Source organism: Litoribacter populi (genome assembly GCF_007483685.1).
Taxonomy (GTDB): Bacteria; Bacteroidota; Bacteroidia; order Cytophagales; family Cyclobacteriaceae; genus Litoribacter; species Litoribacter populi.
This window is the reverse complement of sequence record NZ_VMKN01000001.1, coordinates 2,415,324-2,429,267: the sequence shown is the minus strand read 5'-3', so window position 1 is coordinate 2,429,267 and position 13,944 is coordinate 2,415,324. Positions and strand designations below refer to the sequence as shown.

General features: G+C 42.1%; 13 protein-coding genes. 4 read left to right on the top strand and 9 right to left on the bottom strand.

Annotated features, from left to right (window positions below; all coding sequences use genetic code 11):
• Window positions 1–99: 99 nt before the first annotated feature.
• From FPL27_RS20205 to FPL27_RS10500, 3 genes are read left to right on the top strand one after another with little or no spacing between them, the layout of a single operon-like run.
• Entirely contained in the window at window positions 100–405 is a 306-nt protein-coding gene (locus FPL27_RS20205) for a DUF2752 domain-containing protein (RefSeq protein ID WP_143961053.1), read from the top strand.
• Complete coding sequence (locus tag FPL27_RS10505; RefSeq protein WP_143961052.1) at window positions 398–787, top strand: TM2 domain-containing protein; 390 nt, start codon at window positions 398–400, stop codon at window positions 785–787. The genes FPL27_RS20205 and FPL27_RS10505 overlap by 8 nt, the downstream gene beginning before the upstream one ends.
• The gene (locus tag FPL27_RS10500; RefSeq protein ID WP_143961051.1) at window positions 771–1,703 is read left to right on the top strand and encodes a DUF4097 family beta strand repeat-containing protein; all 933 of its coding nucleotides are present in this window, start codon (window positions 771–773) and stop codon (window positions 1,701–1,703) included. Before FPL27_RS10505 ends, FPL27_RS10500 begins: the two co-directional genes overlap by 17 nt.
• 48 nt (window positions 1,704–1,751) lie before the next feature.
• Here the strand turns inward: FPL27_RS10500 and rlmF are convergent, their stop codons facing one another.
• From rlmF to FPL27_RS10475, 5 genes are all read right to left on the bottom strand, one after another.
• Window positions 1,752–2,639, bottom strand: coding sequence for a 23S rRNA (adenine(1618)-N(6))-methyltransferase RlmF (gene rlmF / locus FPL27_RS10495; RefSeq protein ID WP_143961050.1), 888 nt, complete (start codon window positions 2,637–2,639; stop codon window positions 1,752–1,754).
• The gene (locus FPL27_RS10490; RefSeq protein ID WP_143961049.1) at window positions 2,626–4,128 is read right to left on the bottom strand and encodes a M28 family peptidase; all 1,503 of its coding nucleotides are present in this window, start codon (window positions 4,126–4,128) and stop codon (window positions 2,626–2,628) included. Before FPL27_RS10490 ends, rlmF begins: the two co-directional genes overlap by 14 nt.
• A 67-nt stretch (window positions 4,129–4,195) precedes the next feature.
• Window positions 4,196–4,906 carry a pseudouridine synthase gene (locus tag FPL27_RS10485; protein ID WP_143961048.1) on the bottom strand — a complete coding sequence of 237 codons (711 nt, stop codon included), beginning with the start codon at window positions 4,904–4,906 and terminating at the stop codon, window positions 4,196–4,198.
• A complete protein-coding gene (gene mnmA / locus FPL27_RS10480) occupies window positions 4,900–6,108 on the bottom strand; it encodes a tRNA 2-thiouridine(34) synthase MnmA (RefSeq protein WP_143961047.1) in 1,209 nt (402 codons plus the stop codon). The genes FPL27_RS10485 and mnmA overlap by 7 nt, the downstream gene beginning before the upstream one ends.
• A 92-nt stretch (window positions 6,109–6,200) precedes the next feature.
• On the bottom strand, window positions 6,201–6,512 hold the full coding sequence (locus tag FPL27_RS10475; RefSeq protein WP_143961046.1) for a hypothetical protein: 312 nt from the start codon (window positions 6,510–6,512) through the stop codon (window positions 6,201–6,203).
• Window positions 6,513–6,612: 100 nt separating this feature from the next.
• Here FPL27_RS10475 and FPL27_RS10470 point away from each other — a divergent pair, with 100 nt between their 5' ends.
• Window positions 6,613–7,782: a THUMP domain-containing class I SAM-dependent RNA methyltransferase gene (locus tag FPL27_RS10470; RefSeq protein WP_143962139.1), complete on the top strand. Its 1,170-nt coding sequence runs from the start codon at window positions 6,613–6,615 to the stop codon at window positions 7,780–7,782.
• A gap of 40 nt (window positions 7,783–7,822) precedes the next feature.
• Here the strand turns inward: FPL27_RS10470 and FPL27_RS10465 are convergent, their stop codons facing one another.
• From FPL27_RS10465 to FPL27_RS10450, 4 genes are all read right to left on the bottom strand, one after another.
• The gene (locus FPL27_RS10465) at window positions 7,823–9,907 is read right to left on the bottom strand and encodes a M28 family peptidase (protein WP_143961045.1); all 2,085 of its coding nucleotides are present in this window, start codon (window positions 9,905–9,907) and stop codon (window positions 7,823–7,825) included.
• Between the two features lie 46 nt (window positions 9,908–9,953).
• Entirely contained in the window at window positions 9,954–11,129 is a 1,176-nt protein-coding gene (locus tag FPL27_RS10460; RefSeq protein ID WP_143961044.1) for a C40 family peptidase, read from the bottom strand.
• 83 nt (window positions 11,130–11,212) lie between these two features.
• Window positions 11,213–12,523, bottom strand: a complete 1,311-nt coding sequence (locus FPL27_RS10455; RefSeq protein ID WP_143961043.1) for an amidohydrolase family protein — start codon at window positions 12,521–12,523, stop codon at window positions 11,213–11,215.
• Window positions 12,524–12,556: 33 nt separating this feature from the next.
• Window positions 12,557–13,936, bottom strand: a complete 1,380-nt coding sequence (locus FPL27_RS10450) for an amidohydrolase family protein (RefSeq protein ID WP_143961042.1) — start codon at window positions 13,934–13,936, stop codon at window positions 12,557–12,559.
• Window positions 13,937–13,944 lie beyond the last annotated feature (8 nt).

Sequence of the window (13,944 nt, the reverse complement as noted above, 5' to 3'; positions counted from 1 at the left end):
TGTATTCTAACCGTGCAGTAAGAATTACCAAAAATGCCTGTATTTATCCTAATGGCCTATTTTTTCTAATGGCATTCTTTTCGTACTTTTCTGTACGGAATGAAGCAAAGCATTCAACATATCGCACGGAAGTTCCCACTTGAGCTACTGTTTTGGGTTAGCGCTCTTATACTAATTTGGTATTTAGAACCAGCTGGTGACTCCCATTTCTCTCTGTGTCCGCTAGACATGATGGGCGCCACCTGGTGTCCAGGTTGTGGCTTGGGCAGGGCAATGAATCTGCTTATGCATGGAGAATGGATTGCCTCATTCAAAATTCACCCCTTGGCCGGATTCGCTTTTGTGGTAATCTTGCTTCGGATAATTAATTTGATTAGAAACATTAAAATTTATTATTATGGCTAATGTATTGAGACACCTGCCCGAATTGGAAGGTATGGAGCTTGGGTATATCCAAGGTATCCTGAAAAACATGAATGAAGAGCAAGCGCATATGTTTGCCCAGGTCTATAGGGCCCGTCGCAAGGATGCCCAAATGGTGCTGATCCTTTCCCTGGTTGGTTTTGTGGGGTTTGCAGGTCTTCACCGTTTCGTTCTTGGACAGATAGGCTTAGGTATCCTTTATTTATTGACAGCAGGTCTATGTTTTATTGGTACCATAGTCGATTTAGTAAATTATAAGAGTTTGGCTTACGAATATAATGTGAAAGTAGCTCATGAAACACTTTCCATGATGTCCCATATGAACAACCCAGAAAACCCAGCTAGTAATGAACCGATTATTTAAAGTTTGTCTATACGGCATATTCGCACTCTTCCTTTTTCCTTCATTTGGGTTTTCTCAGATGAACACTCTTGTCGATATAGAGAAGACCTTCCATGATGTTGAAGAAATTGAAATTATAGGAGGCCCTCTAGAAGTAACATATGAAGGCAGGTCAAATGATAAAAATGTGTTTCTGAACGCCTTCTTGGAGTCAAATAGGGATAACAGTCATGATATAAAATATACTGTCTCAGGGAAAAAGTTGAAGGTGGAGCTTGAACGAAAAAATACTGGAAATGTGAATATGAAAGGATTCATTAGCCTTACTGGTCCTGAGCGAGTTAAAGTGAATATCAGGTCAAGTTCCGGGCGAGTATATCTCAGTGGCATTAATCATCGCAGTGCGGAAGTTAGGGTTAGTTCTGGCCGAATGGAACTAAGTGATATTATGGTTGACAAACTTAAAGTGACTTCTTCTTCCGGTCAAATCAAAGGTCGGATGATAGGCGGAGATGTTGAAGGGTCAGTTTCCTCAGGAAGAGTAGAGTTGGAAGGAGTTGACGGTAATGTGGACTTCAAAGCTTCCAGCGGCAGAATTAGTCTAAAAGAGGTCAACGGGATTGTAAACGCTACAGTTAGCAGTGGCTCAATCAATTTGCAGGATATCAATGAAGTAGGTAATTTGTCTGTTTCATCCGGCAAAGTGAGCGGTAATAATGTTGGTTTAGGTCCTAATACTAACCTTAAAGCCAGTTCCGGCAAAATTGATATCACCACAAGTAGTGAACTTTCAGATTACAACTTTAACTTGAGTGCTGGAAGCGGAAGCTTGGTTGTAGGAAATGTGAAAACTGGCAAAAGACTGAATTTGGACAACGGTTCAAATCATACAATTTCCGGAAATGTAAGCTCTGGCAAAATCAGTATTGTAAAGTAGTAGGTGAGAGACTTAAAAAAGTTCGACGATAAAACAAAAAGGGATGCTTTAACGGCGTCCCTTTTTGTTTTGTTTAAAACTCCAAGCCAACATACGGCTTTTTTTATGGCCTTGTGACATGTCAACGATGCGATATTTAGCGCCAATATTCTCAACGCTTCTTATCAAAGATGGGAGGCTATCCTTTTTTGAAATCAAGGAAGTAAACCAAGTACAGTTTTCCTTGAACTCAAGACTTTCCCTGATCATTTGAGAAACAAATTTCTTTTCTCCTCCTGGACACCAGAGCTCGTTGTTTTTTCCTCCAAAATTTAGGGTTCTTGGACTGATTTTAAGGTTCCTATTTTTTCTTTGGGTACCTTGGATGGCTTCTTTTGCCGAAGAATGAAATGGGGGATTGCAGACAGTGAAATCTATTATTTCGTTTTCATTTAGGATATTTTTAAAAATATGTGAAGCGTTAGGCTGATGCCTCAATTCTATTTTATTCGAAATTGAGGGGTTTTGGGTAAGAATTTTAGCTACATTTTTTAGAGACTTTTGATCAATATCTGATGCTAAAAAGCGCCACCCAAAAAGGCTTGTTCCCAACAAAGGGTAAATCCCGCTTGCCCCAGTGCCTATATCCAAGCCAATTAATTCAACTTCGGAGTCAAATAAGTCTCGGATGTAGTACAAATAATCTGCCCTCCCTGGGATGGGAGGGCAGAGGTGTCCCGGTGGAAGATCCCAGGCTTGAATATGATGATAAGTCAAAAGCAGTGCCCGGTTTAAGGCCAGCACTGCTTTTGAGTCAGCAAAATCGATTGAAAGGTCTCCATAAGGATTGGGTTTAACAAATGCTTTCAAGGCTGGATCAGCCTTCATAAGTAGCATAAAGTCATATCCAAACCTATGAATGTTATCAGGGTGTAGATTTTGCTTAATTTTCCTCATTTACTGCTTCCATACCATATAACTCCCTTCCGCCTTCTTCATATTTGTCGCCTGGTAACCAAAATGGGCTTTCGTCCATATCTGCCACATGTTGTGCTGACAATAGATAGCTCTTCCAGTATAACATGGCATAATCAAGGTCGAAATTTTCAACTCTATCAGCCTGCTGGTGATAATACTTCCCGATTTCATCATCAAATGCTGTGAAGCCTAAGCTATAAGTTGGAGAAGGAATACCCTTTCTGGCAAAGTTCACATTATCAGACCTATCATATAAGCCTTGCTCAGGTGAAGGGTCAGGTGTGGGTTTCAAGTCAAATGCCCTAACAGCTTCTTCTATCAAAGGGTCAGCAGTCGTTCTGCCCAGACCAATCACCGTGATAAGGCTGGTGTCATTGTATCCGCCGTTGTCAATATTCATGTTGAACACAATATTTTCCAACGGAATTAAAGGATTGTCGGCAAAATAAGCGCTACCCAATAGGCCTTTTTCCTCGGCTGTCCATGCACCAAGTAACACCGATCTTTTAGGTGGGTTTTCTGCGAAATATTTGGCGGCATTTATTACAGCTACTGTTCCCACAGCATTGTCTCGGGCTCCGTTATAGATAGAATCACCTTCTGCATTTGGTTGTCCTACGCCGATATGGTCATAATGGGCCGATAGCATGATGTATTCATTTTTCAATTCTGGATCGGTTCCTTCGATTACGGCGACTACATTTCTACCTTGGATCCGACGGTTCACTTTTCCTTCAATGGTTATTTCCGCTTCTGTTTTATTTCCTTGATTAACTGAAGCATAATGCTCTCCACTTAAATCTTTCAACCAAATGTAGGGTAGGGAGGATTCGTCTTCAGAAGCATCGACAGTCATTTGAATTCTATTCAAATAATTGGTCAACATTCCCCAAGGGGCAGTAGGGGCATTGAACATTTCAATCAATCCTGCTGCTCCATGTTCTTTAGCTAAAGCCTTCTTTCTTCTGCCCAGAGCCATCAACTCTGCAGGGCTCAATTGGTCAGGAGCGCCTACTTTAACTACCACGATTTTCCCATCTACGTCAATATTTTCGTAGTCACCTTCTAAACCATGGCCAGCGGCTACCATGGTGAAGGAACCACTTAAGTCATTGCCATCTAGCACCAAAATATCGGTGCCTTGCTCGTATTTTTGGCCATCAATGGTAACCTCACCTTTTGAAGGAGGACCTGAAACCCGGAATGGCACAAATTGATAAAAACCATCAGCTCCATCAATTTCTTCGGCTCCATAGCGCCAAAATTGCTCTGCTATGTAGCGGGCTGCAAGGTCAATTTCGGGCCGCATAGGATCCCTGCCTTTCATCTCATCAGAAGCCAGGTATCTAAAATGAGAGAGTGCCTCCTTTCTTTCAACGGATTGTTCGATTTTCTCCTTGTGATCTTGGGCAAAAGCCAAGGAACAGGAAAGTAAAAAACTTAAGGTAAAAAGGTATTTTTTCTTCATTTTTCAGATTTTAGTAACACCCCTAAATATAAGTAAAAATGTCGATAAGCCTTATTTTCTGTTTTTATCAAGGGATTTCTATAATCTCAGGGGCTTCCATTTTTTTAAGGATTTCCTGGAAATAAGAAGGCAATGGAGCTTCTACTTTTATTTTTTCCTTTGTGAAAGGGTGAATAAACTCTACCTGCAAAGCGTGAAGCAATAGCTTGTGTAGGTCAAATTGACTTCTAAAAAACTTGTTTTGCTTGTTGTCACCATGTGAGGTGTCGCCTACGATGTAGTTTCTGAGATGACCTAAATGCCGCCTAATCTGGTGGGTCCTTCCCGTATGCGGAAAAGCTTTCACCAAAGAGTAACGGCTGGTCGGATGTTTTGGAGAGGAGGGAAGGGGAACTTCAAACTGAGCAATTTTCCAAAAGGACGTTTGGGCTTCCTGCATCTCCTCGCTCTCCTCTTTCTTCAATGGATAATCCAAATACACTTTATCATCACTGAAAAATCCCCTAACAAGTGCTAAGTAATACTTTTCTATTTTCTTTTCGGAAAACTGTGTTTCGAAAGCACTTGCGGCTTCCGATGACTTTGCAAAGATCAACACCCCGGAAGTGGGACGGTCAATACGGTGCAGCGGATAAACCCATTGCCCGATCTGATCGCGTAGCAACTGCATGGCGAATTCAGCCACATCGTGCTTGGCAAGTTTGGTGCGATGAACCAGCATTCCTGAGGGCTTGTCAATAATAATATAATGTTCGTCTTCGAAAAGAATATTTAGCATATTGTCCCAGATCCTATTGTTTCATCATCTCTATACCAAGCCACAAACTGACCGGATGCAATACCTTTTTGAGCTTGGTCAAATATGACGTAAAGGCCATTTTCTTTCATGATCAATGTGGCTCCTGAAAGTGGTTGCCTATAGCGGATTCTGGCCAAATATTTGGCAGACTCCCCAATGGCTAACTTTAGGTCATTTCTAACCCAGTGGATATCTTCAGTTTTCACGAACAATCCTTTCCTCATCAGTCCAGGATGGTCTTCACCGAGACCTGTATAAATGATATTGTCTTTGGTGTCGGTGTGAATCACGAAAAGTGGCTTTCCAGTCCCCCCTACATTCAATCCCTTTCTTTGACCAACTGTAAAATAGTGGGCACCGTTGTGCTCACCAATCTTTTTACCTTGATCGGGGCTGTAGTGGGTTGGAATACAAATGGCGTCCAAAGCCTCTTTAGGCCAAGTCTCCGGTTCACCCTCCGGAATGGTTTGGTTTTGATATATAGCCAAATCCTCGGGCACCACCTTTATTTCCCCTTTTTTAGGTTTGAGTTGTTGCTGTAGAAAATCAGGAAGCTTCACTTTACCAATGAAGCAAAGGCCTTGACTGTCTTTCTTATCCGCAGTTATCAAATCCCTTTCCTTAGCAATTGCTCTTACTTCGGACTTCTGAAGGTGCCCGATTGGAAATAGGGCTTTAGATAACTGAGCTTGGTCTAGTTGACAAAGGAAATAACTTTGATCCTTGTTGTTATCCTCCCCGGCAATGAGACGATGAACTTCTGTACCGTCTTTTTCTATGGTGTCCTTTTGGCAATAGTGGCCGGTAGCCACAAAGTCGGCTTTGAGCTTTTGGGCGGCTTTGAGGAAAATATCAAATTTAATTTCTCTGTTGCAAAGAATATCAGGATTAGGAGTCCTGCCCGCGCTGTATTCGGCAAACATGTAATCCACAATCCTTTCCTTGTATTCTTCGGAGAGGTCAATTGCCTGGAAGGGGATTCCAAGCTTTTCTGCAACCAACATGGCGTCAGTACTATCTTCCATCCATGGGCATTCGTTGGAGATGGTGACCGTTTCGTCATGCCAGTTTTTCATAAACATTCCAATGACCTCATATCCTTGGTCAAGCAATAAACTTGCAGCAACGCTGCTGTCGACACCTCCGGAAAGGCCCACGACTACTCTTTTCTTTGTGTTCATCTTTGAAAATTTTCATGGGTTCAAGGCCCATGAGGTTTCACATTTAACAGTTAGGTGACTGTTTTGGGTTCACAAAGATAGGGGAGAAAAAGTTACTTCTCTTCAATCGTCTCCAATTGCTTTTCAAACCGGTCGAGAATTTCGCTCATTAGATCGATTTTTTGTTCTGTTCGGCTGTTTGCCGCAAGGGTATTTCCCTTTTTATTTCCCGTATTATCAAGCATATCCAGCGATTGCCTTCGGAATAGGTCCTGATACTTGTTGCGGAATTCCCTTGCTCGTTTGATTTTTTGGTTCAACTCAGCTGCTGATTGGTTTTCAAGCTTTCTTCCGATGCTTTCATCATAAAGTTCCAGTTCTGCGGAATTACAGATCTGTTTAGCGGTATTTCTGTCAAATTTCATGATTATAGAGGTTAAGTTATTTATAAAATCTTTTAGGCGAACAATTGTTTGACTCCTGATGGATCATTCACTTCATCAATTTTTCCCTACTTTTGTGGCTATGAATGATTTTGGACAAAAAGGAAAGGTTGTCATTACCTGCAAGGACAGGTTTGCTCCGTATTTGGAAAAAGAGCTTGTTGATTTGGGTTTCAAGCCCAAAACGGTGAACAGGACCAGTATTGAGCTTTATGCCTCATTGAACGAGTGCATCTATTTGAACCTTCATTTAAGAACAGCTAGTCATGTACTTTTTGAGATAAAGTCTTTTTATCTGCAGCATGCCGATGATATTTATAGAAGGGTTAAGGCTCTTCCGTGGGAAAATTACATAGCTAACGATACTTATTTTTCAGTTTCCAGCCATGTGGAGAATGAAAGTGTTGACAACCCATTGTTTGTGAATGTGCGGATAAAGGATGCCATTGTGGACAGGTTTAGGGAAAACACAGGTTCTAGACCCGATTCGGGTTCGGAATATCTCGGTGCGGTTTTTCAGATGTACTGGAAGGAAAAGCAGGCTATTTTATACATCAATACTTCTGGAGACACTATAGCCAAGCACGGATATCGCAAAATCCCTGGAAAAGCGCCCATGTTGGAGGCCTTGGTTTCGGCTACGCTTATGGCAGCAGAATGGAATGGTGAAGGAGTTTTGGTCAATCCGATGTGTGGTTCAGGAACGGTGGCTATAGAAGCTGCCATGGTTGCTACTAATAGATACCCTGGCCTTTATCGAGATGAGTATGCTTTTCAGCATGTCGTAGGGTATGACAAATCTGTGTTTGATCAAATGAAGGAAGATTTGAAGGCCAAGATAACCGATAATGTTTCTCTCACCATTATTGCCAATGATATCAGTGAGGTCTCTATCAATGGCGCCATTGAAAATGCCAAGGTTGCTGGAGTGAAAGACCATATTGAATTTGATACTGGCGACTTTGCCAATGTGGACCTTCCGGAAACAGAAAATGGGATAATATTTATCAACCCTGAATACGGGGAAAGATTGGGTGAGGAAGATGCTCTTGAGGAGACGTATAAAAGGATAGGCGATTACATGAAGCAGAAAGGGGCGGGGTATACCGGATATATTTTTACGGGCAACATGGACCTAGCCAAGAAAATCGGGTTGAAAGCAAAGAGAAGGATGGAGTTTTACAATGGAACCTTGGATTGTCGCCTTTTTAAATATGAACTTTATAAAGGCAGTAAAGAAAGCAAAGAGTAATAAAAAGGCCGGGTGATCATTTCATCCGGCCTTTTCTGCTTTATAGCGAGTTATTTAACTCTTCAATTTTAGAATTTAGATCAGCTATAGCGGCCGAGTATCTCTCATCCCATTCGGCCAAGCGTTCGGTTTCCTTTTGCTCAACTTCGTACATGATGCCAGGCAACATCCATGAAGCATAACCACTGAATGGATCTGTTGAGGCATAAAGAGATCGGTACCAAGATCCAAAATACATACCCTTAGGGTCAATGAAGCTTTTCTCCAGGGATAGAAGCTTTGTGTTAATCTCATTTCTTGCATCTTGAGATAAGTCTTCACTCGCCATTTTGGAATTCAGTGAGCTCTTATATTGATTTCCCAATTCGCTAAGTCTTTCCAGTTCTTTTTGAGTTTTTACGAATCCTTCAAAATCTGATTTGTATTTTTTGACCAAGCTTTCTGCATTATCGAAATGAAGTTTTAAATCCTTCCCATACCTTGCTACATCATAAGGGATCACTTCCGCATTGGCCAGTCGGAGGGATATCAACCCCATCAACTGTTCTACTGCTGGTCCCATCTTGAAGGTGGGGTCTACGAATTTTTCATAGAAGTGAAAGGTGTCGTAATTGGTATGATAAAGAGTAGGACCCCCGGTACCTCCACTTAAAGAAGGTATGCCGACATGCATATAAAATGCAATATGATCAGATCCACCACCAAGGTTTCCAATAGTAGGTTCATCTTTTTCACCAGCCCAGATTTCAAATACAGTTTTGGAAGAATCCGGAAATGTTATTTCTTTGGAGGACTCTATTATGAGTTTTTTTAAAGTAGGAGAGGAGGATGCTCCGAAATTTCTTCCTGAAACAGCAGCATCAAGATTTATATAAGCCACTGCTTTGGCTTCCAGTTCCTCCTTCATTTGTTCAACCCATTCTGTTGAACCAATAACTCCATGCTCTTCAGCGTCCCAATGGCCGATCAAAATGGATCTTTTTGGCTTGTTGCCCATTTGACCTAAAGTTTCGGAAAGGCTCAAAAGCATCGCTGTGCCTGAATTTGGGTCAGTAGCTCCATGGCCCCATGCGTCGTAATGACAACCTAAGATAATCCACTCATCAGGTCTTTCAGTTCCTTTTAACGTGCCTACAACATTGTGGACTCTTACAAAATCCCTAGGCTGATCGACTTTTACTCTAACTTTTAGGTTTTGTCCACCCTCCAGTCTATAAGTGTAAGGTAGCCCGCCTTGCCAGGTCGGAGGAACAGGCTTTCCTTTCATGTGTTCTAAGATTTGGCTTGCGGAACCATAAGGGATCGGGGTCACGGGGATTTTGTGAAGGTTGGTCTCCTCTGGATCCAAGCGCTCCACCTGAGTGTCTCCATCTAATGGCAGCGCTGGCTCAAATGGAGTCAGAGGGTCACCGGTAAAGTCTTCCGTTAGCAATGAACCTCTTTGGATGGCGCTTTCGTTATAAAAAAGCCCCTCAGGGTATACGAGTCCTCGTGCGAAACCGCTGTCTTTTGGGTCCGTGAAAATCAAAAGGCCTGCGGCTCCGTATTCTTGTGCAAACTTGGCCTTATAACCACGGAAATTTCCACCATATCTGGCCAGTACTATCTTGCCTTCTATGTCGATACCCATTTCTTTCAGCAACTCAAAATCCGCTTTGGTCCCATAATTTGCATAGACCACTTCGGCGGAAACATCTCCGCTACCTGAATAGGCATTCCAACCTTTTAACAAATTAGGATCTGCAGAATAGGGATCTTCTTCTAAAATGTACTCTTGCTGGTTTAACGGCTTGCGGATTGGCAATACTAGTTCTACAACTGACTCTCCGGGCTCCTTTGACATGTAAACATCATAGGGGTAAATCTCCACATCCCAACCGGCAGCCTGCATAGTTTTGGCCATGTAGTCTTTGACCCTTTCGTTGGCTGGACTTCCAGCAACATGTGGTTCCTTCGTCAATATTTTGAGATGCTTTTTGAAACTATCAAAATCAACCGTTTTCAAAAATTCTGCTTCCACATCTTTTTGACGTGAGACACTGCTTTGATAAAACCCATTATAATCCTGGGCTTGTAAAGAGCCCATAAAAAACAAAAGTAGACAATTGAATAAAAGTTTGTTCATATAATAGTCAGGGTGTTAGATTGAAATGGTTAAAGTAAAATCTAATTTATTGAATGAATTTTTCTACTGCCAGAATGTTTTGGCTTTCCTTTCCAAGCACCCTATTTGTTCTTAAATACCTATTTAGTTCATATTCATCATAATGCTCACTTTCCGGATCAAAAGAGCTAATTCTAACGCGTCCGCGAGAATGGATGAACTCATTGTTTCCGATCCACATTCCCACGTGGATGACTCTTTCTGGCGTGGTGTCAGTGGCAGGTTTGCCAAAAAACAATAGGTCGCCAACTTGGAGATTATCCCAGCGTTTATCCCTATCCACTTCTTCACCTTCGTGAATTTGCTGGCTGGCATCACGAGGGATTATTTGACCATTTAGAAAGAAAATGGTTTTGGTAAAACCACTGCAATCCACGCCTTTGATGGAAGTTCCGCCCCAAAGGTAGGGTACACCCATCATGTTTTTGGCTGTGGAAATTAGGTTTTCGTGGCTGGTCTCACGGCTTGCAAGCCAAGTGTTCAAAGGTTCAGACTTGCTCTTCTCCACGATGCCTTTCCTTCCATCGGGAAGCTTAACTTCATAAACATTGCCTTTATCCTGAATTAATTCAAGAACATTTCCTGCAGTAAGGTCAGAGACCATTTGATTTTTGGAATCATCAGTATAAACATATCCCACTAGGGAGGTGAAAACTACTTTGGGAGCGGTATTCCATAGCTCAAGTTCTTCTTTAGTTATAATTTCCACCCCTGCTGCGTCTACCCAAGAGATATATTGATCGGGAGTTTGAATTAAATACCATCCGTTTTCTTTTTTCAGAACATTTACCGGAGTTCCTAAGGTGGCTTGGGTGGCTAGTTCAGCACTGTGTTTAGGCGCACTTCGGATATTGGCTACAGAGATGGTCACCAAACCAAAATTCTTTTCCCCTTCCATCTTGGGAAGTACTTCAACTTGATCCAAGTAATTGATGCTCCTTTCATCTAACCTGTTTTTTAGGTCCTCCAAAGCCTGAGGCAGGTTTGTCTCACCCATCAAAATTCCATCATCATAAGTGATGTCAAATAGGGCCACGCGTTTGTCGGGAGCATATTCCTTTCTTGTTTCGGAAATAATGTCTTCAGGATCCTGCTTGTTTTCTTGACAGGATGAAAATGCATATATAGCTACAAATAGTGCGAAAAATAAATTGAATTGTATTTTTTTATTTCTGAAATGCATATTATTGTTTTTGAACTTGGGTGTGTATGGATGGGTTCAAAAGGAAAAAAGCCCTTGAAAACATCCAAGGGCTTAATTTACTATTATTTTGAATGCTTTTCCAAACCTGGATCTCTTTCCAGAAATTCTTGGTAAAGTTGAATGTGTCTGTTACTCATTGGAACTCGATACCCGTCGATAAATACGTGCTTTATCTGTGTTTTAGTTTCGAAAGGATCACCATCTGCTACGAATAATGTCGCTGATTTTCCGTCTTCCAAAGATCCAAGATTGTCTGAAACTCCAAATATTTCAGCCGGCACTATGGTTACAGCTTTCAAAGCTTCTTCCTTACCCATTCCATATGCGGCGGCAAAACCTGCATTGAAAGGTAAGTTTCTTACATTTTCAGTATCGTTGGTTCTTATGGCCACTTTTACCCCAGCCTCAAGTAATTTGCTTGGGTTTGTATAAGCAATATCATAGCGGTCCGAACCACGAGTTGGGATGGAAAGCATTGGTCCGGTGATAACTGGATATCCAGCCTCGGCGATTTTGTCCGCCACTCTCCAGCCTTCGGCTACCCCGGTCAGGATTACTTTAACATTCTCTTTATCCTCGAGCCATTTGAGAGCCTCCAAAATATCGTTGGCCGCATTTACTTCGATAAGAAGGGGCAATTCTCCTGTAACGGCTTTTGCAAGCTGCTCCATTTCCGGATAATATTCTAACTCGCCTTCAGCGGATTGAATTTCATTATAGGTTTTAGCTCTTTGCCATACTTCATTGATGTTTTTAATAGCTTTTTCAGCATCTTTTTTAATATCCTCGTCGCTTCTTCTATCCCAAGTACTTCTTCTGGCTGAAGAGGGATAGTTCATAACGATGCCTTTAAAGCCTGCATACATTTGATCTGGTGTATAACCATTCAAATTGATCAAGGCTGCGGTACCGGAAAATATTCCGCCACCTGGCACGGCTAGGGTAGTAGTCACCCCACTCACTCTAGTTACTGGTATGGCTACCGCATTTGGGTTGATGGTAGTCAAGGCCTGCATGTTCGGCGTTACTGACCCTAATTCGGTGTGATCAACTGTTTCCTGTACAGAATTAATCTCCACCATGCCCAGTTTGGTCCCCGAATCAAACATACCTGGGTAAATGTAATGACCGGTGCAGTCAATCTCCTCAGCTCCTTCGGCTGAAAGGTCAGTACCTATACCTTGGATTTTGCCATTTTCGATCAGAAGGCTGGCGTTTTCCATGGTGCCATTAGTGACTGTGACGATCGTGGCATTGGTCAGTAGGAATTTTCCTGACCTAGGCTTGATCACCTCCCCATCAATTTGGGCACTTGCCATAAAGGGCAAGAGGGAGGCAAGGAAGCATAATATGATTAAATTAATTTTTCTCATGTCGATGATAATTATTTTTAAATCAGATGATTATCAATGGTTGTGTAGATTGAATAAGTTTTCTGTCTCAGTGTACAGAAAATCCAAATCATGCATGCATTTGTGATCATGCTCCTTAAGGAAAATAGGCTCCACCAATTCGGTTGGGTTTACTCTTAACCTTTGGTCATCTTTATCTTCAGAGATATCAAAATATTTCACTCCATCCACAAAGGTCATCTGAGGAATAGCATAAACAGAAAGCGGGTGGTTATCAAAAATAACCAAATCAGCTTGTTTACCCTCTTCAATAGATCCTACCATGTCACCGATTCCCAATTGCTTGGCAGGATTAATGGTAATCAAGGCCAAAGCCTCGTCATCAGATAGGCCACCATAGCGTTGGGTCTTGGCAGCCTCATGGTAAAGGTGTCTGATCAGCTCACCGCTATCGGAATTGATAGAAGTCAACACGCCATTCTCATTAAGGATAGCAGCGTTGAAAGCGGTGGAATAATAAACTTCAAACTTATAAGCCCACCAATCTGCAAAAACCGAAGCTCCCATGGTGTACTCAGCCAATTCCGGCGCTACTTTGAAGCCTTCGTTAACGTGTGAGAAAACGATGTTTGTGATGTCAAACTCTTTACAAACTTGAATAAGCATGTAAATCTCATCAGCTCTGTAGGAGTGGCAATGGATGATGATGTCACCATCCAAAATGTCGACCAAGGTCTGAAGTCTAGAATCATATTTAGGGGCAATTGCCTTGCTATTTCGTTGCTTGCTGGCCTGTTCGTAATCTTCCCATCTCTTTTTGTATTGAAGAGCTTCATTAAAACCATTTCTGATCACAGCTTCTACACCCATCCTTGTTCTTGGTTGGATATTGTTTCCACGGCCGTGAACCCTGGTAGGGTTTTCGCCTAGTGCAAATTTAATTGTACGTGGGGCTTCTTTCATGAAAAGGTTTTCTGGATCGTGCGTTCCGTAACGGTGTTTCAAGGTTACGTTTTGGCCTCCAATGGCATTTGCTGATCCGTGCATGGCGTGCGAAATTGTAGTTCCACCAGCCAATGCTCTGTATATTCCTATATCATATGGGTCTACCACATCACCCATCCAGACTTCTGAAGTGATGGGGCTAGTTGCCTCATTTACCACGTCTAGACCAATATGGGAGTGGGCATCGATGATTCCGGGCATCACATATTTGCCAGCGGCGTCTACTGTAGTTACGTTGCTACCTGCAGAAAGGCCTTGACCAATGCTTCTGATCACTCCGTTTTCTACCAAGATGTCCGTGTCTTCCAAAGTGCCATTAGTAACAGTAAGAACTGTGGCGTTTTTGATTAATACTGACCCTTTGTCTGTCTGTGCTTCTACTGCATTCCAGCACATTAGGGCAGCGATTGCGTATATAATCTTTTTCATCTGTATCA